Annotated in this window: 21 protein-coding genes and 1 tRNA gene; 13 read left to right on the top strand and 9 right to left on the bottom strand. The window is 63.3% G+C overall.

The window, feature by feature from the left end:
• Positions 1-25: 25 nt before the first annotated feature.
• A complete protein-coding gene (locus LMJ30_RS04790) occupies positions 26-1,708 on the bottom strand; it encodes a methyl-accepting chemotaxis protein (protein ID WP_229431206.1) in 1,683 nt (560 codons plus the stop codon).
• Between the two features lie 258 nt (positions 1,709-1,966).
• On the opposite strand from LMJ30_RS04790, the gene LMJ30_RS04785 reads away from it, so the two are divergent.
• Together LMJ30_RS04785 and LMJ30_RS04780 are read left to right on the top strand one after the other, a co-directional pair.
• Positions 1,967-2,389, top strand: a complete 423-nt coding sequence (locus tag LMJ30_RS04785; protein WP_229431205.1) for a CoA-binding protein — start codon at positions 1,967-1,969, stop codon at positions 2,387-2,389.
• Positions 2,390-2,404: 15 nt separating this feature from the next.
• The gene (locus LMJ30_RS04780; RefSeq protein WP_229431204.1) at positions 2,405-3,241 is read left to right on the top strand and encodes a PPK2 family polyphosphate kinase; all 837 of its coding nucleotides are present in this window, start codon (positions 2,405-2,407) and stop codon (positions 3,239-3,241) included.
• A 73-nt stretch (positions 3,242-3,314) separates the two neighbouring features.
• Here the strand turns inward: LMJ30_RS04780 and LMJ30_RS04775 are convergent, their stop codons facing one another.
• Positions 3,315-4,403: an extracellular catalytic domain type 2 short-chain-length polyhydroxyalkanoate depolymerase gene (locus LMJ30_RS04775; protein ID WP_229431203.1), complete on the bottom strand. Its 1,089-nt coding sequence runs from the start codon at positions 4,401-4,403 to the stop codon at positions 3,315-3,317.
• Positions 4,404-4,472: 69 nt separating this feature from the next.
• Here LMJ30_RS04775 and LMJ30_RS04770 point away from each other — a divergent pair, with 69 nt between their 5' ends.
• The gene (locus LMJ30_RS04770) at positions 4,473-5,066 is read left to right on the top strand and encodes a glutathione peroxidase (protein ID WP_229431202.1); all 594 of its coding nucleotides are present in this window, start codon (positions 4,473-4,475) and stop codon (positions 5,064-5,066) included.
• A 27-nt stretch (positions 5,067-5,093) separates the two neighbouring features.
• On the opposite strand, the gene pabB is transcribed toward LMJ30_RS04770, so the two are convergent.
• The 3 genes from pabB to LMJ30_RS04755 are packed head-to-tail and all read right to left on the bottom strand — an operon-like array spanning position 5,094 to position 8,260.
• Complete coding sequence (pabB, locus tag LMJ30_RS04765) at positions 5,094-6,902, bottom strand: aminodeoxychorismate synthase component I (protein WP_229431201.1); 1,809 nt, start codon at positions 6,900-6,902, stop codon at positions 5,094-5,096.
• Between the two features lie 16 nt (positions 6,903-6,918).
• The gene (gene slmA, locus LMJ30_RS04760; protein WP_229431200.1) at positions 6,919-7,497 is read right to left on the bottom strand and encodes a nucleoid occlusion factor SlmA; all 579 of its coding nucleotides are present in this window, start codon (positions 7,495-7,497) and stop codon (positions 6,919-6,921) included.
• A gap of 28 nt (positions 7,498-7,525) precedes the next feature.
• Positions 7,526-8,260: a pyrimidine 5'-nucleotidase gene (locus LMJ30_RS04755; RefSeq protein WP_371872974.1), complete on the bottom strand. Its 735-nt coding sequence runs from the start codon at positions 8,258-8,260 to the stop codon at positions 7,526-7,528.
• Between the two features lie 26 nt (positions 8,261-8,286).
• Between LMJ30_RS04755 and LMJ30_RS04750 the strand changes: the two genes are divergently transcribed.
• On the top strand, positions 8,287-9,177 hold the full coding sequence (locus LMJ30_RS04750; protein WP_229431198.1) for a TraB/GumN family protein: 891 nt from the start codon (positions 8,287-8,289) through the stop codon (positions 9,175-9,177).
• A gap of 8 nt (positions 9,178-9,185) precedes the next feature.
• On the opposite strand, the gene LMJ30_RS04745 is transcribed toward LMJ30_RS04750, so the two are convergent.
• A tRNA-Thr gene (locus LMJ30_RS04745) sits at positions 9,186-9,260 on the bottom strand.
• 32 nt (positions 9,261-9,292) lie between these two features.
• Positions 9,293-10,219 carry an acetylglutamate kinase gene (gene argB / locus LMJ30_RS04740; protein WP_229431197.1) on the bottom strand — a complete coding sequence of 309 codons (927 nt, stop codon included), beginning with the start codon at positions 10,217-10,219 and terminating at the stop codon, positions 9,293-9,295.
• Positions 10,220-10,385: 166 nt separating this feature from the next.
• Here argB and LMJ30_RS04735 point away from each other — a divergent pair, with 166 nt between their 5' ends.
• From LMJ30_RS04735 to LMJ30_RS04725, 3 genes are all read left to right on the top strand, one after another.
• Positions 10,386-10,571, top strand: coding sequence for a cysteine-rich CWC family protein (locus tag LMJ30_RS04735; RefSeq protein WP_267869557.1), 186 nt, complete (start codon positions 10,386-10,388; stop codon positions 10,569-10,571).
• A 73-nt stretch (positions 10,572-10,644) separates the two neighbouring features.
• Positions 10,645-11,076 carry a DUF29 domain-containing protein gene (locus LMJ30_RS04730; RefSeq protein ID WP_229431196.1) on the top strand — a complete coding sequence of 144 codons (432 nt, stop codon included), beginning with the start codon at positions 10,645-10,647 and terminating at the stop codon, positions 11,074-11,076.
• Between the two features lie 202 nt (positions 11,077-11,278).
• Positions 11,279-11,554, top strand: coding sequence for a SemiSWEET transporter (locus LMJ30_RS04725; protein ID WP_229431195.1), 276 nt, complete (start codon positions 11,279-11,281; stop codon positions 11,552-11,554).
• Here LMJ30_RS04725 and LMJ30_RS04720 read toward each other — a convergent pair.
• A complete protein-coding gene (locus LMJ30_RS04720; protein ID WP_229431194.1) occupies positions 11,551-12,618 on the bottom strand; it encodes an extracellular catalytic domain type 1 short-chain-length polyhydroxyalkanoate depolymerase in 1,068 nt (355 codons plus the stop codon). The two genes, LMJ30_RS04725 and LMJ30_RS04720, sit on opposite strands and share 4 nt — an antisense overlap.
• Positions 12,619-13,068: 450 nt before the next feature.
• On the opposite strand from LMJ30_RS04720, the gene LMJ30_RS04715 reads away from it, so the two are divergent.
• From LMJ30_RS04715 to LMJ30_RS04705, 3 genes are read left to right on the top strand one after another with little or no spacing between them, the layout of a single operon-like run.
• Complete coding sequence (locus LMJ30_RS04715; protein ID WP_229431193.1) at positions 13,069-13,260, top strand: DUF1289 domain-containing protein; 192 nt, start codon at positions 13,069-13,071, stop codon at positions 13,258-13,260.
• Between the two features lie 3 nt (positions 13,261-13,263).
• Positions 13,264-13,707, top strand: coding sequence for a hypothetical protein (locus LMJ30_RS04710; RefSeq protein ID WP_229431192.1), 444 nt, complete (start codon positions 13,264-13,266; stop codon positions 13,705-13,707).
• Positions 13,704-14,630 (top strand): MBL fold metallo-hydrolase, encoded by a 927-nt coding sequence (locus LMJ30_RS04705; protein WP_229431191.1) that lies wholly within the window; start codon positions 13,704-13,706, stop codon positions 14,628-14,630. The genes LMJ30_RS04710 and LMJ30_RS04705 overlap by 4 nt, the downstream gene beginning before the upstream one ends.
• Positions 14,631-14,689: 59 nt before the next feature.
• Here LMJ30_RS04705 and LMJ30_RS04700 read toward each other — a convergent pair whose 3' ends face one another.
• A complete protein-coding gene (locus tag LMJ30_RS04700; RefSeq protein WP_229431190.1) occupies positions 14,690-15,547 on the bottom strand; it encodes an outer envelope protein in 858 nt (285 codons plus the stop codon).
• Positions 15,548-15,856: 309 nt separating this feature from the next.
• On the opposite strand from LMJ30_RS04700, the gene LMJ30_RS04695 reads away from it, so the two are divergent.
• Genes LMJ30_RS04695 through LMJ30_RS04685 form a run of 3 tightly spaced genes read left to right on the top strand, consistent with a single transcriptional unit; the run spans position 15,857 to position 19,354 of the window.
• Positions 15,857-17,380 carry an ABC transporter ATP-binding protein gene (locus LMJ30_RS04695; RefSeq protein ID WP_229431189.1) on the top strand — a complete coding sequence of 508 codons (1,524 nt, stop codon included), beginning with the start codon at positions 15,857-15,859 and terminating at the stop codon, positions 17,378-17,380.
• Positions 17,367-18,437: an ABC transporter permease gene (locus LMJ30_RS04690; protein ID WP_229431188.1), complete on the top strand. Its 1,071-nt coding sequence runs from the start codon at positions 17,367-17,369 to the stop codon at positions 18,435-18,437. Before LMJ30_RS04695 ends, LMJ30_RS04690 begins: the two co-directional genes overlap by 14 nt.
• Positions 18,437-19,354 (top strand): ABC transporter permease, encoded by a 918-nt coding sequence (locus tag LMJ30_RS04685; RefSeq protein WP_229431187.1) that lies wholly within the window; start codon positions 18,437-18,439, stop codon positions 19,352-19,354. Before LMJ30_RS04690 ends, LMJ30_RS04685 begins: the two co-directional genes overlap by 1 nt.
• The last annotated feature ends 71 nt before the right edge of the window (positions 19,355-19,425 follow it).

Below are 19,425 nucleotides of genomic sequence, written 5' to 3'. Positions count from 1 at the left end.
AACGCCAGGTGCCCGTCCCGGGCGATCAGAACGCTTCCCACTCCTCGATTTGTTGAGCCGCTGTGGGTGCCGGCTTGCGCGCCGCCGCGCGCGGTACCGGCAATTGGGCAGCGCGCGTCACAGCGGCCACGGGACGGCGTTCCGGCGCCGCCGCCTGGCTTGATTTCAGCTTGAACACGCTGACGACCTGGGACAGCCTGTCGGCCTGGTCCTGCATCGACGCTGACGCGGCCGCTGCTTCTTCCACCAGTGCCGCGTTTTGTTGGGTAACTTCGTCCATTTCGCTGATCGCCTGGTTGACCTGCTCGATCCCGGAGCGCTGCTCTTCGCTTGCGCTGGCGATTTCGCCAATGATATCGCTGACGCGCCGCACGCTGGCCACGACATCGTTCATGGTGCTGCCAGCCTGGCCCACCAGGCGCGAGCCGACGTCGACCTTCTCGACTGAGTTGTCGATCAAAATCTTGATTTCTTTGGCGGCAGTGGCCGAGCGTTGCGCCAGGTTGCGCACTTCGCTCGCCACAACGGCAAAGCCGCGGCCTTGCTCGCCAGCACGGGCCGCCTCCACTGCCGCGTTCAGCGCCAGGATATTCGTTTGGAAGGCAATGCCGTCAATGACCGAGATGATGTCGACGATCTTCCTGGCCGATTCATTGATCGCGCCCATCGTATCGATCACTTCCGACACCACCTCGCCGCCCTTGACCGCCACGTCCGACGCCGACACTGCCAGCTGGTTGGCTTGGCGTGCATTATCTGCGTTCTGCTTCACGGTCGAGGTCAGTTCTTCCATCGACGACGCGGTTTCTTCCAGCGATCCGGCCTGCTGCTCGGTGCGCGAGGACAGATCCAGATTACCCGAACTGATCTGGGCCGAGGCCGTCGCGATGGTGTCGGTGCCGGAACGTACCTGCCCGACAATCTCCGCAAGCGAGGCGTTCATGCGCTTGAGTGCTTCGAGCAGCTGGCCGGTTTCGTCGCGCGAATCGACCTGTACATCGACGGTCAGGTCGCCTGCCGCGACCTGCTGGGCGATGGTCACCGCGCGCCGCAGCGGCGCGGTGATATTGCGGGTCTGCCACGCCGCAATCAGCGCCGCCAGCACGATCGCCAACAGCCCGCCGCCAAGCAAGGTGGCGACCGTCGTTTCGCGCAGCGCCAGCGCATCGGCCTTGCGCTGTTCCAACAGGATTCTCTCAGCCTTCTCGATGTCGGCGATCAAGGCCCGCATCGCGTCCATGCCGCGCTTGCCTTTGCCCTGTTGGACTTCTGCGACCACCATGTCGATATTGTTGCCTTCAGCAGCACGGCGCAGGGTGATGACCGGGTCGACCGCGCTGCTCACCCATTCGGCCTGGGCGTCCCCGAGGCGCTTGAAGCGGTCTTGCTGCTGCGGGTTGTCGACGGTGAGCGCGACGACTTCCGCTAACGCTTTCTTGAAATCTTCTTTGCCTGCGTTGTAAGGTCCAAGCGAGGCCTCATTGCCGGTGAGCGCATAGCCGCGCTGGGCGGTTTCAATGTTGAGCAGCGCTTCGAGCGACGCGTTAACGCGGGCAAGGACGCGGTAAGTGTGAACGTTGGCATCATTTGCCTCGGTTAAGCGGGTCAGGTTGACATAGGCAATCGCCACCAGCGCAATAAGTAATACTGCTATGGCGCTATAGCCCAGATACATCCGGGTGCCGATTTTGAGGTTTGAAAGTTTCATCAATGAGTCCGTAATATGGCGGTGGTTAGCGACTTTGTTGTTGCCGTATGGAAAGTCACATTATGAGGGGAAGATATTTAACAAGTTGGGAAATTTCGTGCCAGAGGTGGCGTCCGTACGACAATTTGGCGCGTTTTCTTAGTAAGAAAAAGCCACTAACCGAAATGCGTTAACTTTTTTGTTCGATACTCCGGCTTGTCCAGCTACTTCCGATCTTCATCTGTTACGCTAAGGGACGACGCTCTGGAAAAGCTTGATATGAGAACAATCACGGAAATCCTTCAACAAAGCAAAACCATCGCCGTGGTCGGCATGTCGAACAAGCCCGACCGCGACAGCTTTATCGTCGCCCGCTACCTGCAGTCGCACGGCTACCGCGTGGTCCCCGTCAACCCGACGTATGCCTGCACCGAGATTCTTGGCGAAAAGGTCTATGCATCGCTGCAGGAAGCCGCCGATGCGCTGTCGGGCAGCGGACAGCAGATCGACGTGGTCGACTGCTTCCGCAAGTCCGACGACATCCCGCCGGTCGCGCGCGAAGCCATCGCGATCCGCGCGCGGGTACTGTGGATGCAGCTGGGCGTCGAGAACCAGGCCGCGGCCGACATGGCCAGCGCCGCCGGGCTGGACGTCGTCATGGACCGCTGCATAAAAATTGAGCACGCTGCGCTCGAGGGGTAAAGGGCGGGAGGGCGCATGAAGGCACGCGAGCAGTTCCGGGTTCCCAAACACTTCGCGTTGCGCGACGAAGACGCAGGCGCCAAGCCGCTGCGCGACGGCGCCGCCGGCCAGGGGCTGGACAAGGACCAGGTCAAGCAGCGCGAGCGCGAGCTGACCACGCAGCTGATCGAACAGGTCGCCGTGTGCCAGGAGATGCTGTACGCCCAGCGCAAGCACAAGGTGCTGCTGATCCTGCAGGGCCCGGACACCTCAGGCAAGGACGGCACGATCAAGTCGCTGTTCAGCCACATCAACCCGATCGGCCTGCGCGCCGTCGCCTTCCGCGCGCCCAGCGACGACGAGCGCGCGCACGACTTCCTGTGGCGGGTGCACCGCCATGTGCCGGTGCAGGGCGAGATCGCCATCTTCAACCGCAGCCATTACGAAGACGTGCTGGTGCCGCTGGTGCACGGCGAGATCGACGGCCAGGAAGTGGCGCGCCGGTACGGCCATATCCGCGACTTCGAGCGCATGCTGGTCGAGACGGGCACTTTGGTCGTCAAGATTTTCCTGCACATTTCGAGCGACGAGCAGCGCAAGCGCCTGCAATCGCGCATCGACGATCCCGACAAGCAGTGGAAGTTCGACCCGATGGACGTCGCCAAGCGCAAGCACTGGGGCGACTACCAGCGCGCCTACGAGCAGGCCATCAGCGCAACCGATACCGACGACGCGCCCTGGTACATTATCCCCGCCGACTCCAAGACGCACCGCAACCTGATGGTCGCGACCCTGCTGCTTGAGATCATGCAGGGGCTGAAGCTGCAGTTCCCCGAGCCCGACCGCAAGCTGTCGAAGCTGAAGATCGAATGACCCGTGTCCGCGGATGCGCGCCGCCGCGCTTATCCGCCCTACGCGCACGTCGCAGGCTATACACCCTTCCTTCCTACCGATGCGGCGAATTGCGCAACTGACCCAGGCGCTGAACCATCGCAAACACGGCCCTTACCTGCGACCCTTCGCGCGTATGGAAATCGGGCTGGAACGGATCGGCCGACGAATAGCCCCAAAAGTCCCAGCACCCCCTCGGGTTATACGGATAAAACCGGCTGGTGCGCACCTGGGGGTACAGCACGATGATATGGTTCGCATCCGCCACCGCGTTATAGCCTGCCCGGCCGTAGAAGTGATCGCCCACTAACGCCGCGCCCTGCCTGCAGCCGTGGAATGCCACATGCACCCTGCAGGTCTGCCTGCGGCAAATGTCCGGCACATACGCGTATCCGGTGTCGTCCAGCCCCGCGCTGTATCCGGCATAGGGCCGCTGGTCGAACTTCAGCACCGTGCCGCCCAGCGTCGCTGAGGGCGGCCCCAGTCCCGGATAAAGATGCGCCAGCAGCTCATGCGCCAGCGGCAGGCCGCAGTTGTTGAAGTAGGGCGCTGCGGTGACCGGGCAAGGGTTGTCCGCGCTGTCAGCCGTCACCATGCCGTGTCCCGCGTCGAGGTTATCCCGGTAGCGAATCCTGCTCGCGCCTGCCAGCACGTGGAAGTTATGCGCCTGGTCGACCACTGCGGTGGTCACGGTCCGGTCCGCGCCGCCGCTGAACAGGTAGATCGACTGCCGGCGCAGGTTCGCCACATTATCGATCAGCCCCGCGCGGGCAAAGGCCTGCGCCTGCCGCCACAAAAACACGGCATCGGGCGGGTTCGCACCAGCGTCGCCCGGGTTCATGCACACGCTCATGGCGTTGGCCAGGTAGGGAATGAAGGGCGGCCGCCCTGGGTGGCCGGCGCAGTAATATGGTCCGCCAGCGATGAACGCCGCGCCGGTGACAAGGCTGGAATGGATGACGGCGAACTGCCCGGCCATGTAGGCGCCGGAAGACAGGCCCGACACGGTGGTCTGGCCAAGGTCAGCCTGGAGCGCGGGCAGGGGCGGGGCGCTGGTTGCCTCGGTACGCAAGGCCAGCGCCACCAGCAGCCAGGCAGCCAGCATCAACAATCGTCGGGTCAGGCGCATGAGTATTCCCTTCATGCGTTCGCCACTTCCGCAGCGGTGGCATAATATGAATTCCCATTCACTCAGACCGCAGGCCGACGCCAAATGTTCAACCCTACCGTATTCGCCATGGCCGCGTTGTCCGCAGCCGCGCTGGCCAGCGTACCAGCCTTTGCGCAAACCGCGAGCGCCGCGCCTTCCGTAACGGCCCGCACCAGCTGCCCGGCCACGCTGCGCCACACCTTCAAGCGCCTGCAGGACGAAGCGCCGCAGGACCTGTGCCAGTACGCTGGCAAGGTGGTCCTGGTGGTGAACACGGCCAGCTACTGCGGCTTCACGAACCAGTACGAAGGCCTTGAAAAGCTGTACGCCAAGTATGGTCCGAAGGGGCTGGTTGTGCTGGGCTTCCCGTCGAACGACTTCGGCAAGCAGGAACCGGGCAACTCGAAGGAGATCGCCGACTTCTGCTTTAACACCTACGGGGTCAAGTTCCCGATGTTCGCCAAGAGCTCAGTCAAGGGCGCCGAAGCGAACCCGCTGCATGCGGAGCTGATCAAGGCTACCGGCAAGGAACCGAAGTGGAACTTTACCAAGTACCTGATCGACCGTAACGGCAAGGTGATCGAGCACTATCCGAGCAAGGTGACGCCCGAGGACAAGCAGCTGGTGAGCAAGATCGAGCAGGCGCTCGGCTCTTAAGCGGCGGATGCGCTGCGCTTATCCGCCCTACAAACGGACAGCGCGCAGCGGGCCTCGCAGCGCGTTGCACACCACGATTTCTTCTGCGCGGTCGAGCATCGCGCGGGTGATGACGCGTTCGGCGGCATCCCATGCGGGATCCGCCAGCAGCCTTGACCGCATCACGCCGGGCAGGACGCCTGAGGACAGCGGGGGCGTGTACCAGCGCCCGTCCAGCTTCACAAATACATTTGAACGCCCGCCTTCGGTCAGTTCTCCACGCTCGTTGAAAAATAGCGTATCGAAAGCACCTTGCGCCTCGGCGGCGCGCCACGCAGTGTCGTAGCGGTTGCGTACACTCGTTTTGTGGCGCAGGAAAAGGTCATCCGAGCGCGTCGCGTCAGGCGCCAGCAGCACCTTCACCGGCTCGTCCAGCGCTACCAGGGGCGCTGCATGTATCGACGTCGCCCCGTCCTGCTTCAGCGCGAAGCGCATGCGGAAGGCGCCGTCTCCAAGTTCTGCACACGCTTCGTTTAATGCGGCATCGGCGGCAGCGCGATCGAAGGCGAAGCCGAAATACGCCGCCGACGCGCCGATCCGCGCCAGGTGTAAATCGCGGTGCGCGACCCCGTCGCGCGTGGCGCGCATGGTTTCGAACAGCTCGAAGTCGTTGGACAGCCCGGTGAGGAAGCGCGCCTTGAGGCGGCACTCGGCAAATTCGCCGGCCGGATCGCTGTCGAACACGATGCCCGCACCAACCCCCATCTCACCGGCGCGCACGCCGTCATGCAAAGGCTTGAGCGCGAGCGTGCGGATCGGCACCGACATGCAGAAGTCCCCGATTTCCCGCCCAGCCGGCAGCGGATCGAACCAGCCGATCGCGCCAGTGTAGATGCCGCGTGGCGCCGCTTCCAGCTCGTCGATGATCTCCATCGTGCGCCGCTTCGGCGCGCCGGTGATCGAGCCGCACGGGTACAGGGCCTGGAACACATCGGCCAGCGGCACGCCGGGCCTGAGCGTCGCGCGCACGGTCGATGTCATCTGCAGCACGCTGGTGTAACGCTGCACGTCGAACAGCGCGGGCACCTCGACGCTGCCAGTGACGGCGATGCGGCCAAGGTCATTGCGCAGCAGGTCGACGATCATCAGGTTCTCGGCGCGGTTCTTGGTGTCCTGCGCCAGCGCAGCGGCGCGGCGCGCGTCTTCTGCGTCATCGCCCGATGCAGGCGCGGTGCCCTTCATCGGCCGCGTTAGCAGTTCGCCGTCGGCGTGGCGCACGAACAGTTCCGGCGACAGCGACAGCACCGCCTCGCCGCCGGGCAGCGCCACCAGCGCGCCATAAGGCACCGGCTGGCGCGCGCGCAGGCGGGCGTACAGGCCGTGCAGCGAACCGAAAGCGTCGAAGCGCAGGCGGTAGGTGTAGTTGACCTGGTAGGTGTCGCCGGCGGCGATGTAATCGTGGATGCGGTTCAGCGCGCGCGTGAACGCGGCTTCGTCGACGTTCGGGTGCACTGCCGAGATGCCGGCCGGACCGGTAGCGCTGTGCGCGGCCAGCCATGCCTCGACCTGCGCTGGCGTCAGCCGCTCGCACTGGCCGAACAACAGTACCTGCGCCAGCGGTGTGTTGCCAGCTTTGCCCGAAATGCGCTGCAGCTGTCCGCCCAACTCATAGGCCAGCAGCGTTACCGCGTACTGCCCGCGCGCCAGGGCGCCCTGCATGTCGGCCAGCAGCTGCGGCCAGCCGGCGGCGTCGTCGCAGCGAAGCACGGCCTTGCAGTCGCTGTACAGGCGTGAACGCGCCTGTCCCGCATCGGGGCTGGCATCGTCAAGCAGGGCAAAGCAATCGGCGTGATTCATCGTGCAGCGGGAACAATCATGCAGCGAGCATCAGGGCCAGCTGGAGCGATGTGCCTTCGGTAGGGTTCTGGCGGAAGCCGCTCTTGGCGTAGCGGTGCCAGCGCCCGACCACGTAGCTGACCAGCAGGCTGGCGCGCGCGGTGACGTCGGCCTCGTTGCCGTGGCCCTGGGTGACGGCGACGCGCAGCGACTGCTTGCATGCCAGTTCCACCTTGTCGTAGAACTGGTTCATGCGCAGCTGCAGGCGCTCGTCTTCGTTGACCAGCGCATCGCCGATCAACACGCGCGTCATGCCTGGGTTGTTGGCGGCGAAGGCGAGCAGCATCTGCATGATGGCGCGGGCCTGTTCGACGCCATTGGCTTCGCGCTCGGAGATCTGGTTGATCAGGCCGAACACGCTCGACTCGATGAACTCGATCAGGCCTTCGAACATCTGCGCCTTGCTGGCGAAATGGCGATACAGCGCCGCTTCGGACACGCCAAGCCGCGCCGCCAGCGCCGCGGTGGTGATCTTCTCGCCTTTGGGCTGCTCCAGCATCGCTGCGAGGGCCTGGAGGATTTGCAGCTTGCGCTGTCCCGGCTTGGTGCTTGCCATGTCGTCTCTGCGGTTTGGGTTGATTGGCTCAGCGCAGCCGATGCAAGCGGGCGGCCAGCTGACGTAGCGATTTTACTTTGACATCGACGTAAGCGGGGCGTTTTAGCATTTTCGGCAGGGCCGCGGCGCCGATCGGGTCGCTCATGCGCAGGTACTGCGTGACCCACACGGTGCGCACCCCCAGCTGATTGGCGGTGCGCAGGTTGGCCAGGGTGTCTTCCACCAGGATGGCGCGGCGCGCCGATACGCCGTACTTGCGCAGCAGGCGGCGCATCATCAGTTTCGATGGCTTGGGCCGCAGCTGCCCGTGCACGTGCATGTCCTCGATTGCCACATGGTGGCTGAAATGGCGCCGCAGGCCGAGGTGGCGCACCACGTCGGTCGAGTAGCGGGCAGGCGCGTTGGTGAACAGGACTTTGCGGCCGGGCAGGTGGCGCAGCAGGCGTTTGAGCCCGCGCTCGCTGCGGATCATCTGCTGCAGGTCGCCGATGGCATGGGTCTCTTCCAGGAAGTGGGCCGCGCTCACTTGGTGGTGCTTGATCATCCCCAGCAAGGTGGCGCCGTAGCGCTTCCAGTACAGCAGCCGCGCGGCGTTCACCGCCTCAAGCGTCGCCGGCGTGACGCCGTCGCCCAGCACCCGCGCGATGAACACGTTCATGTTGGCGCTGATCGCCGGGAAGATCGAATGCGAGGCATCATGCAGGGTATTGTCCAGGTCGAACAGCCATAGCGGGGAGGACGGGTTAGTATGCGACACGGGCACCTTTGCAAAGACGACGAGGAAAACGAATGCGACGCCAGATTATAGTGATTTTGCTTAGCCTGTTTTGCTTTGCCCTGCCTTCGGCATGGGGCGCGGACCGTGGCGCACTGTTCAAGGTAAGCGCAAACGGCCACACCATGTACCTGTTCGGCACCATGCACGTGGGCGTGCCCGGCTTTTATCCGCTGGAGCCGCGCATCGAGCAGGCGGTGGCTGGCGCGTCCACGCTGGCGCTGGAGATCGACACCGGGCACGATCCCGCCGCGACGGCGCAGGCGGTCGGCAGGCATGGCATGAACGCGCCGGGCGTGAGCTTGTACGACCAGATGGCGCCGGAACTGAAGGAGCGCCTGGTGAAGGTGCTGGGCCGCGCCGGTATCGATGCGGGCGCGGTGGCCGGTGTCAGGCCGTGGCTGGTGGTGATGATGCTGGCGCTGTCCGAATACGGCGCGCAGGGTTACCGTCCCGACCTGGCTGTCGACCAGCACCTGGCGCAGCTGGCGCGCGCCAAAGGTGTGCCGGTGATGGAACTGGAATCGGTCGATGCGCAGCTGTCGCTGTTCAGCAGCATGCCACTGGAGCGGCAGCTGCGCTTCCTCGAGGAGGTGGTTGAGATGATCGAGCAGGGCAGGCAGGCCGCCGAGGTGCGCCAGGTGATCGAGGCATGGAGCGGCGCCGACCAGGCCGGCCTGGAGGCGATCGCGCAGCGTATCGAGGAAGACCAGACGGTATCGGGACGCTTTTTGCAAAAGGTGCTGCTGGAAGAGCGCAACCGCAAAATGGCGGACAAGCTGGCGCAGTTGCTGGCGCAGAAAAACAACAGTGTTGCGGCGGTCGGCGTGTTGCACCTGGTCGGAAAGACAAGCGTACCGGCGTTGCTGCGCGCACGCGGCATGGCGGTGGAGCGGGTGTACTGAGAGGGGAGTGGTGCCCTTTACGTGGATTGAACACGTGGCCTCTCCCTTACCAAGGGAGTGCTCTACCACTGAGCTAAAAGGGCGACTGAGTGGCAGGGAACCCTGCCACAAATCTTTAGTGCGACCGAATCATAGTTCCGAAAGCCTGCTCGGTCAAGACTTCCAGCAACAAAGAGTGCTCGATGCGGCCGTCGATGATGTGAACCGTATTCACGCCCGACTTGGCGGCGTCCAGTGCCGACGAGATTTTCGGCAGCATGCCGCCGGAAATCGTGCCGTCTGCAAACATCTCGTCGATCTCGCGCGCCGACAGGTCGGTGACGAGGTTGCCCTTCTTGTCCTGCACACCAGCAATGTTGGTCATCATGATCAGCTTTTCGGCTTTCAGGATTTCCGCGATCTTGCCCGCGACCACATCGGCGTTGATGTTGTACGCCTGGCCATCCTGGCCGAAGCCGATTGGCGAAATGATCGGAATGAACGCGTCGTCCTGCAGCGCCTTCACCACGGCCGGGTTGATCGCCTCGATCTCGCCGACGAAACCGATGTCCAGGAACTCGCCCGGCTTTTCGCGGTCAGGCATGCTCATCTTGCGTGCTCGAATCAGGCCGCCGTCCTTGCCGGTCAGGCCCACTGCCTGGCCGCCGTAGTGGTTGATCAGCATCACGATGTCCTGCTGAACCTCGCCGCCCAGCACCCACTCGACCACTTCCATCGTTTCTTCGTCGGTGATGCGCATGCCCTGGACGAAGGTGCCTTGCTTGCCGATTTTTTTCAGCGCGTTGTCGATCTGCGGCCCGCCGCCGTGGACCACAACCGGATTCATGCCGACCAGTTTGAGCAGGATCACGTCGCGTGCGAAGCCGTGCTTCAGGCGCTCGTCGGTCATTGCATTGCCGCCGTATTTGATGACGATGGTTTTGCCGTGGAAGTTACGGATGTACGGCAGAGCCTCAGCCAGGATCTGCGCCTTGATCTGCGGGGACACCGAAGTCAGGTCGTTGTGCTGGTCGAGTTTCAGATTAGTCAGGGTAGCGGTCATGGCGGGTCCGAAAAAGAATTGGCGAGATTTTACAGGCAAACAGGGCAGGGCTTGTGGGCATTATAGGGCCATCTTGTTGTATTTTATTTCCCGGTCCGCTATGGTGCGGCTGTAAGGCAAGTTACCGGGCGGCGTAAGGAATCAAACGCGATATCAGGGATTTAACATGAGCACATGCACACGCTGTGGTACCGAGTTCGGTTGCGCGATGGCGGACGGCCTCGACGCACCGTGCTGGTGCACCGAATTGCCGCCGGTCGTTCCGGTCCCGGGCGAAGCGGCGGCTTGCTGGTGTCCGGCTTGCCTGCGGCAGCACATTGCAGCGGCCACGCCGCCACAACAGACTTCCTAAAAGCGCGCTGAACCATCTCCGATCGCGCGCATCTAACCACTGTCACATTCACGTTAATAAACGGGGGCCGCGCATGAGCAAGCTCTACGACGGCGATGTTGTTGCCTGGGCGCTTGAGCAGGCGGCCTTGCTGCGCGGCGGCATGCTCGAGCGCATTGATGCGCTCAATATTGCTGAGGAGATCGAAGCGGTGGCCAGAAGCGAACAGCGTGAGCTGGCAAGCCGATTCGGCGTGCTGGTGTGCCATCTGCTTAAGTGGCAGTTTCAGCCCGCGCGCCGCAGCCAGAGCTGGCAACGCACCATCCGCGACCAGCGCGCTGCGATTGCACGCCGCCTAGCCAAAATGCCCAGCTTGCAGCCCCTGCTTGATGACGAGGAATGGCTTGCCGATGCCTTCAACGACGCGGTGCACCTTGCATCAGAGCAAACGGGCATCCTTGAATTCCCTGACAGCTGTCCCTGGACAGTTGAGCAAATTCTCGATACCGATTTTCTGCCTGGCTGAAATAGAAAGCTATGTAACCGTAGATGTCGCCAACGTCTTTCCCGCGAATGCGGGAACCCACACCCCGCAAGCGCCGGCAAGGTGGATGATCTTGCCACTGACTTGCTGGGTTATGGGTATTCGCCTCGGCGGGCACGACGTTTCACTCAACCGCGCCATAGCCAAATATAATGCCGCACCTGTATTGTTTCGGAATCGTCGGATGGACTTGGATATCAACCAGCTTGGCTACATCGCCGCAGCCTGCACCACCAGCGCCTTCGTGCCGCAAGTGCTGATGGTATGGCGCCAGCGCGGCGCGCCCGGCATCTCCACCGGCATGTACCTGATCTTCATCATCGGCGTGGCCATGTGGACGGCCTACGGGCTCGCGATCTCCTCGTGGCCAGTCGTCATCGCCAACACGCTGACCCTGCTGCTGGCGTCCGGCGTGCTCGGCATGAAGTGGTACTTCGAGCGCGCCGGCGCCGCGCCTTAGCGGCGCGTCTGGAAGAAGCGCATCATTTCGCGGCTGGCGTCCGGACCCTTGCTGTCGGTATAACTGCCGCTTGCATGCCCGCCCGACCACGCGTGGCCCGCTCCGTGGATCAGCCACTGCTCTGCGTGCGGCGTACCTTCCTCGGTGTGGTGGACGATCCGCGTATATTTGTGGCCGTTCGGCACGCTGCCTGGCTCGGTCACTGGCGCGCCCTGCAGGTGGCGCACCCCGCGCTTGACCAGTTCATCCCCGTTGGCCGGGTGGACGGTGTTGTCTTTGTCGCCGTGGAACACGATAATCGGCACCCCACGGGATTCGATATCGGGCCGTTTGAAATCGCCGCGCATTGCCGCCAGCGCCGATTGCAGGTCGTTCGCCGACGCGAAAGGCAAGCCTGAGTGAACGCCCACAGCCGCATACAGCTCGGGATACAGGGTTCCCATGATGGTCGCCATCGCTCCACCCGCGGATAGTCCAGCCACATAGACCTGGCTATCGACAACCGCGTGGCTGGACATGACCTTGCGCGTGATGCCGGCAATAATCGAAGGCTCACCCTGGTCGCGTTGCTGGTCGAGCGCGTTAAACCAGTTCCAGCAGCGCGACGAATTAGCCTGCTGCGACTGGGCCGGGTACACCACCAGGCAATGCATTTCCTCGGCAAGCTGGTTCATGCGCGTGCCTGCGGCGAAGTCGTCCGGGTTCTGGGTGCAGCCGTGAAGCATCACCACCAGCGGCATCGGCGTGCCGTTGTAGCTGCTCGGAATATACAGCTTGTAGCTGCGCGTGCCGGCCGCGTTGGTATAGCTGTCATCGAGGAACTGGCCGGGCAGGGGCGTGGTGGCAGGACGGGTCGGGTCGATCCCGGACATTACGCCCGGAATCAGCTGGTCGAGCAAATCCTGCACGCCAGCAGGCGCCTGCGGCATGTGCTTGCCCATTTGCGCGCCAGGCAGATTGCGCAGCGCGTCCTGGATTTTCTTGGTGGCAGCTGTAGGCGACTTGCCCATCAGGTTCCTGGTCGCCGCGCGCATTTGCGCCAGCAGCTTCGGATTGAGATTCATGAGTGGTCCTCGGTTGCGTGCTTCTTAGTCTACCCATTGCGATCTCAGCGTCAACCGCAATTCGCTGCGGTGCGATAATGGCGGTTTCGCTAGCTGGGCAAACGGTGATAAAAGTAACAGGTAAGGCAATGAATGCCTTTGGGACATCTCTTGATGGGCCCGGACCTGAAACGCGGCATTGCGTTTGACGAAAGCTTCACCGGGCAAAAAATGCTGCGGTGCCGCATTGACGCCACCTTACCGCTTTTTTGCCCTGTATGGCTGGTTTGTTTCAATAGGACATGTAGAAATAATGAGCGATTTCCCTAGTGCCTTAGGCGTGCCGCAGAGGCGAGAAGGGCCAAACGGTCGTGCTTGTGGGACTACTCCCACACGCATGCAAGTTAGTCATAACCGGCTCAAATTGGCGCATTGCAGCAAACGCGCCTTCATCGCGGCCAGGGGTGCCGTGTGAGCGCCGAGCCGCACACTCCTGTTCCGTCGCCGTGCATCAACCTGTGCGAGATGGGGCCGGACGGCCTGTGCCGCGGCTGCATGCGCACCCTTGACGAAATCGTCAACTGGAGCAGCGCCGGCGACGATTACAAGCGCGCGGTGTGGATCGAAATCCACCGCCGCGAACAAGGCATTCAATTCGACTAGGCCATGAACTTCTATCAACCTGAAAAAATCGTGACCGGTCCCGCCTACGGCCCCGGCTTCAAACTGTTCGCCACCGTGCTCACCTTCGGGCTGGTGGCGTACGCGGTCAGCATTGGCCTGCGTTATCCGCTGCTGCAGTTCGGCGTCGGCGTCAAAATGCTGCTTGCAGGCGCCGGCTTCATGCTGGCCATTAGCTATTACTGGTTCCTGCGCGCCCGCACGACCATCGACGCCGAAGGCATCCGCCAGACCTGGATGTACGACAAAAAAGTCGAATGGCGCGACGTACGCGGCGCCAAGATGATCGGCATTCCCTATCTCTCCTGGCTGTTCCCGCCGCGCATGGTCATCAGGACCGGCAACTCCTTCACCACCTTCAACGGCGGTTCGCGTGAAGTACTGATCGAGTTCGCCAAGATATCGCTGGCATTCCAGATGAAACGATGAACGACAACGCATTTACTACTCCCGCCTCGATGCGCATCCTCGAACGCGGCTGGCTCTCATCGAACAATGTGCTGTTCATCGGCCGCGACGACACCGCGCTGGTCGACACCGGCTACCTGAGCCACGTGCCGCAGACGCTGGCGCTGGTAAAGCATGAACTGGGCGATCGCCGGCTCGACCGCGTCCTCAACACGCACCTGCACTCGGACCACTGCGGCGGCAATGCCGCGCTCAAGGCGCACTACGGCAGCCGCATCGCGATTCCCGTCGCGGAAGCGGCAAAAGTCAGCGCCTGGGACGAGGAAGCGCTCAGTTTCAAGGCGACCGGGCAGCAGTGCCAGCCCTTTACGCATGATGACGTGCTCACCCCAGGCGACGAGCTGGTGCTGGGCGACATGCCGTGGAAGGTGCTTGGCGCGCCGGGGCACGATCCGCACTCGGTGATTTTGTACTGCGAGCAGGAAGGCATCCTCATTTCGGCCGACGCGCTCTGGTTCAATGGTTTTGGGGTGATCTTCCCCGAGCTCGATGGCGAGTCGGGCTTTATTGAAGCACGGGCCACGCTGGAACTGATCGATACGCTCGATGTGCGGCTGGTGATACCCGGGCATGGACCGGCGTTTACCGACGCGAAGGGCGCGGTACAGCGGGCGCTGAAGCGGATCGACTTTTTGGAGGCGGACCCGAAGCGCAATGGCGAAAACGCGGTCAAGGTGCTGCTCAAGTTCCTGCTGCTGTCGCGCCAGCGCATTGGCCTTGATGAAGTGTGGAAGATGTTCGAGACCGTGCCGCTGCTGGTGTCGACAAACGCGCGGTATTTTGGCTGGCCGGCTGGCCAGATGGCCGAGTGGACCGTGCATTCGCTGGTGCGGGCAGGGGCCGCGAAGCGCGAGGATGGGATGCTGGTGAACCGGGAGTTTTAGTTGAAGCGACCGTAGGGCGGATGCGCTGACGCTTATCCGCCCTACAAACTTCGAACGTCTTAGAAGTGGTACTCGGCGCGCACCATCGGCGTCTTGGCAACATACCCGTTGCCGCCCGTGGTCGCCGCGGTATTTCCAAACTTGTTCCGCCAGTACTGGTACTCGATACCAATACGGAACTTGTTCTTCGCATAGCCCATCAGGGTGCCGACGTCGTACATGACCTGCATGTCGATGTTGGTCTCCACGCCGGTGTCATTGCCGACTTCGTCCTTGCCTTTTGACGCGATCCAGTTCAGGTAACCCTCGAACGACACGCGTTCGCTCAGCGGAATGCCCCACGCCGCGTTGAACATCGGATGCACGTCGTAGGTGTAACGGCCGTTCACATTGGAAATCGGCGCAAACGCACCGCTCGGCGCATTGCTTTCATGCAGAACCAGGATGCTGGTGTTCAGGAAACCAGGCACGTCCCACATCAGGGTCGGGCCGGCAACCAGCATGCGCTTGCGCGAGTTGTAGCCGACGTCGTTCTTCGCGTTCCAGTCAAAACCGAAGGTCGCGCCAACGCCGCGGACCTTGCCGAACTTGATGTCCGAACCGCGCACCTTGCCGAAGTCGACCGTGTGGCGATACACCACATAGGCTTCCTGCGCGCCTTCGTCCTGGGTCAGCGAACCCGGGTCGTTTTCGTCCGATTGCAGCAGGTCGACGTTGAAGAAGTTGCTGCCGTATTTGTAGCCGCTTGCATGGGTCAGGGCGAAGATGTTCTTCTTGATGTCCTGTGGGTTGAACGGCTCGGCGAACTTGTTGCCGGCCCTCCAGCTGATCGAAGTATCGCTCCAGTCGGCTGCTTGCGCGCTCGCGCTCATTGCAAAGGCGGCGGCCAGGCACAGCGGCACAAGGCGTGTCTTCATTTGATGCATTTTGACTCCCAAAGTAAGTGCTAAAAAAGAAAGCTGCCGCCGGCCGCACGGTGTCCTGATCCCATCATGGAAGAGTCCTTGCAGCCAAAGCGGTTAAAAAATTCAATACCTATTATATTTTGTTGCGTATAATCATTGCCTCTTCGGGCGACATGGGCGCCAAAATTTCTTGTTTTTCGGCGCGATGCGCAGGTTTGGTGTTGTTTCTACGCCTAATCGATGTTTCGCCGCTATTCCTATGACGAATAAAAGTTGCAGATACGGCTACGATACGTGCTCGTTACATGAGCAGGGCGAACCATGACGACACGTCTGGAATTGCACGACATCACAAAACGGTATCCCTCCGTTGTCGCTAACGACAGCATCAGCCTGACGGTCGAGCCTGGGCAGATCCACGCCGTGCTGGGCGAAAATGGCGCCGGCAAATCGACCCTGATGAAAATCATCTATGGCGCGGTCAAGCCCGATGCCGGCCGCGTGCTGTGGAATGGCAAGGAAGTGCACATCGCCAATCCGGCGCAGGCGCGCGAACTTGGCATCGCCATGGTGTTCCAGCACTTCTCCCTGTTCGACACCCTGACCGTGGCCGAGAACATCGCGCTCGGCCTGCCCAAAGACACCAAACTCGACGAACTGGCGCGGCGCATCGAAGAGACGGCGCGCGAGTACGGCCTCGAACTCGAACCGCAGCGCCACGTGCACACGCTGTCGGTCGGCGAGTGCCAGCGCGTGGAGATCGTCCGCGCATTGCTGGCAAGGCCGCAGCTGCTGATCCTCGACGAGCCGACCTCGGTGCTGACGCCGTCCGCGGTGGAGTCGCTGTTCGACACCCTGCGCAAGCTGGCCGCTGGCGGCTGCAGCATCCTGTACATCAGCCACAAGCTCGACGAGATCCGCGCGCTGTGCCACACCTGCACGGTGATCCGGGCCGGCAAGAACAGCGGCGTGTGCGATCCGCGCCAGGAAACCGCGGCCAGCCTGTCGCACATGATGATCGGCTCTAACCCGCCGCGCATCGAGCACGTCGAACGCCCAACCGGCGACACCATGATGGCCGTGCGCGGCCTGTCGCTGGCAAAAAGCCACCCGTTTGCCGTCGAACTGAAAGACATCAGCTTCGACGTCAAGGCCGGCGAAATCGTCGGCCTGGCCGGCGTGTCCGGCAACGGCCAGCAGGAGTTGCTGGCCGCGCTGTCGGGCGAAGACCGCCGCGCCGCCGCCGATGCGATCAATCTGTGCGGCGCCGCCGCCGGGCGCCTGCCGCCCGGACGGCGCCGCCGTCTCGGCTTCGGCTTTGTGCCGGAGGAGCGGCTCGGACGCGGCACCGTGCCGGAGATGTCGCTGGCCGAGAACGTCCTGCTGTCGCTCCAGACCCCGCTGACGATCGCGTACGGCTTCGTGCGCCGCCATGTGCTGGTTGAGCGCGCCGCAAACATCATTGAACGCTTCAAGGTCAAGGCGTCCGGCCCTGCCGCGCTGGCGCGCAGCCTGTCGGGCGGTAACCTTCAAAAATACATCGTTGGCCGCGAGGTGATGCGCGGCCCGAAGGTGCTGGTCGTCGCCCAGCCTACCTGGGGCGTGGACGTCGGCGCCGCCGCGCAGATCCGCGCCGAACTGGTCGCCCTGCGCGACGCCGGCTGCGCGCTGCTGGTCATCTCCGAGGAGCTGGACGAATTGTTCGAAATTTCAGACCGCATGCACGTCATCGCGAAGGGGCGGGTGTCGCCGTCGATTAAAACGGCCGACGCCAGCACCGCGCTGGTCGGGCAGTGGATGAGCGGGCTGTGGACGCAAGGGGAGGGCGCGCATGTTCAGCCTTGAGCAGCGCCCCACGCCATCGAAGCTGATGGGCATCCTGTCGCCGCTGCTGGCCGTGCTGCTGACGGTGCTGTGCGGCGCGGTCATGTTTGTCGCGCTGGGCAAAGATCCGCTGGCCGGGCTGGCGGTGTTTTTCGTCGAGCCGGTACGCGACCTGCAGGGCTTGTCGGAACTGGGCGTGAAGGTAGCGCCGCTGTTGATGATTGCCGTCGGCCTGGCGATCTGCTTCCGCGCCAACGTCTATAACATCGGCGCCGAAGGCCAGCTGGTGCTCGGCGCGATCACGGGCGGCGCGGCCGGCCTGTGGCTCGACGAAGCCGGGATGGGCGGCGCATCCGCCATCACCCTGATGCTGATGGCCGGCATGGCTGGCGGCATGGCGTGGGCGGCGATTACCGCCTTCCTGCGCGACCGTTTCAACGCCAACGAGATCCTGGTGTCGCTGATGCTGGTGTATATCGCCCAGCTCCTGCTCAGCTACCTCGTGCACGGCCCGCTGATGGACCCGGAAGGTTTCAACTTCCCGCAATCGAAGATGCTGTCGGACGGCCTGTTGCTGCCGGTCCTGCTGCCTGAAACGCGCCTGCACCTCGGCCTCGTGCTGGCGCTCGCCGCCGCCGCCGCCGGGTGGCTCTACCTGTCGCGCAGTATCTCGGGCTTCCGCCTGCAGGTGGGCGGCATGGCGCCGATGGCCGCGCGCTACGCCGGATTCTCGTCGCGCGGCGCCCTGTGGACCTCGATGCTGGTATGCGGCGCCCTCGCCGGCCTGGCTGGCGTGGCCGAAGTGGCGGGCCCGCTTGGCCAGCTGACGCCCTCGGTATCGCCCGGCTACGGCTTCGCCGCCATCATTGTCGCCTTCGTCGGCCGCCTGCATCCGGTTGGCGTGGTGTTCGCCAGCGTGATCATGGCCATGTTCTATATCGGCGGCGAACTGGCGCAGTCGCGCCTCGGGATGCCGTCGGCCATTACCGGCGTGTTCCAGGGCATCCTGCTGTTCGCGCTGCTGGCCTGCGACGTGCTGATCCACTACAAGCTGCGCTTCGGCGCGGGGAGGAAATAATGGAAGCCTACGCAGCGCTGCTCGCAGCAGCGATTAACGCCGGCACGCCGCTGATGCTGGCCGCATTGGGCCTGCTGGTCAACGAAAAGGCGGGCGTCGTCAACCTCGGCGCCGAAGGCATGATGCTGGTGTCGGCCATCGTCGGCTTCGCGGTCGCGGTCAACACCGGCAGCGTGGGGCTGGGCTTTGCCGCTGGCGCGGCGGCCAGCATGGTCCTGTCGGGCTTCTTCGCCTGGCTGGTGGTCTGGCTGGGGACCAACCAGTATGCGACCGGCCTGGCGCTGGCGCTGTTTGGCGGCGGCGCATCGACCTACATGGGCATCAGCTATGTCGGCGCCACGCTGGATAACCCCAAGTTCGCGGTGCCCGGGCTTGAAGGCATTCCCTTCATTGGCGAGGCCTTGTTCCGCCACCACCCGATGGTGTACGCGGCGATGCTGCTGTGCGCGGCGATTGCATGGTTCCTGTACCGCACCCGCGCCGGCCTGGTGCTGCGCGCGGTCGGCGAATCGCCGCAATCGGCGCACGCCATCGGCTACAACGTCCGCCTCATCCGCCTGTACGCCATCCTGTTCGGCGGCGCCTGCTGCGGCCTGGCCGGCGCCTTCCTGTCGCTGGTGTACACGCCGCTGTGGGTCGAAGGCATGGTGGCAGGGCGCGGCTGGATCGCGTTGGCGCTGACCACCTTCGCCACCTGGCGCCCGGCCCGCGTGCTGGGCGGCGCCTACCTGTTTGGCGGCGTGACCATCCTGGCCTTCCATGCCCAGGCGGTTGGACTTCCGGTGCCATCCCAGTTATTGTCGATGCTGCCTTACCTCGCAGCGATCCTGGTGTTGACGCTCATCTCCAGCAACGCGAACTACATCAAACTGAACATGCCGGCATCGCTCGGCAAGCATTTCAAGCCTGGCGCGTAGTCGCCGGGCTCGCATCCATCGCCCAGCCGTAATTCCCCGGCGGCCGGGCCGATGCTGATAGTTGACGGGGG

The sequence above is a fragment of the Massilia agrisoli genome (assembly GCF_020831365.1).
Classification (GTDB): Bacteria; Pseudomonadota; Gammaproteobacteria; order Burkholderiales; family Burkholderiaceae_D; genus Telluria_A; species Telluria_A agrisoli.
Note: the sequence above shows the minus strand (reverse complement) of the source record. Positions and strands in the feature narration are given on the sequence as shown.

Excerpts from the sequence above, each read along its gene's own strand:
- LMJ30_RS04790 (WP_229431206.1), bottom strand. The coding sequence starts at position 1,708 with ATGAAACTTTCAAACCTCAAAATCGGCACCCGGATGTATCTGGGCTAT.
- LMJ30_RS04785 (WP_229431205.1), top strand. The coding sequence starts at position 1,967 with ATGAGAACAATCACGGAAATCCTTCAACAAAGCAAAACCATCGCCGTG.
- LMJ30_RS04780 (WP_229431204.1), top strand. The coding sequence starts at position 2,405 with ATGAAGGCACGCGAGCAGTTCCGGGTTCCCAAACACTTCGCGTTGCGC.
- LMJ30_RS04775 (WP_229431203.1), bottom strand. The coding sequence starts at position 4,403 with ATGAAGGGAATACTCATGCGCCTGACCCGACGATTGTTGATGCTGGCT.
- LMJ30_RS04770 (WP_229431202.1), top strand. The coding sequence starts at position 4,473 with ATGTTCAACCCTACCGTATTCGCCATGGCCGCGTTGTCCGCAGCCGCG.
- pabB (WP_229431201.1), bottom strand. The coding sequence starts at position 6,902 with ATGAATCACGCCGATTGCTTTGCCCTGCTTGACGATGCCAGCCCCGAT.
- slmA (WP_229431200.1), bottom strand. The coding sequence starts at position 7,497 with ATGGCAAGCACCAAGCCGGGACAGCGCAAGCTGCAAATCCTCCAGGCC.
- LMJ30_RS04750 (WP_229431198.1), top strand. The coding sequence starts at position 8,287 with ATGCGACGCCAGATTATAGTGATTTTGCTTAGCCTGTTTTGCTTTGCC.
- argB (WP_229431197.1), bottom strand. The coding sequence starts at position 10,219 with ATGACCGCTACCCTGACTAATCTGAAACTCGACCAGCACAACGACCTG.
- LMJ30_RS04735 (WP_267869557.1), top strand. The coding sequence starts at position 10,386 with ATGAGCACATGCACACGCTGTGGTACCGAGTTCGGTTGCGCGATGGCG.
- LMJ30_RS04730 (WP_229431196.1), top strand. The coding sequence starts at position 10,645 with ATGAGCAAGCTCTACGACGGCGATGTTGTTGCCTGGGCGCTTGAGCAG.
- LMJ30_RS04725 (WP_229431195.1), top strand. The coding sequence starts at position 11,279 with ATGGACTTGGATATCAACCAGCTTGGCTACATCGCCGCAGCCTGCACC.
- LMJ30_RS04720 (WP_229431194.1), bottom strand. The coding sequence starts at position 12,618 with ATGAATCTCAATCCGAAGCTGCTGGCGCAAATGCGCGCGGCGACCAGG.
- LMJ30_RS04710 (WP_229431192.1), top strand. The coding sequence starts at position 13,264 with ATGAACTTCTATCAACCTGAAAAAATCGTGACCGGTCCCGCCTACGGC.
- LMJ30_RS04705 (WP_229431191.1), top strand. The coding sequence starts at position 13,704 with ATGAACGACAACGCATTTACTACTCCCGCCTCGATGCGCATCCTCGAA.
- LMJ30_RS04700 (WP_229431190.1), bottom strand. The coding sequence starts at position 15,547 with ATGAAGACACGCCTTGTGCCGCTGTGCCTGGCCGCCGCCTTTGCAATG.
- LMJ30_RS04695 (WP_229431189.1), top strand. The coding sequence starts at position 15,857 with ATGACGACACGTCTGGAATTGCACGACATCACAAAACGGTATCCCTCC.
- LMJ30_RS04690 (WP_229431188.1), top strand. The coding sequence starts at position 17,367 with ATGTTCAGCCTTGAGCAGCGCCCCACGCCATCGAAGCTGATGGGCATC.
- LMJ30_RS04685 (WP_229431187.1), top strand. The coding sequence starts at position 18,437 with ATGGAAGCCTACGCAGCGCTGCTCGCAGCAGCGATTAACGCCGGCACG.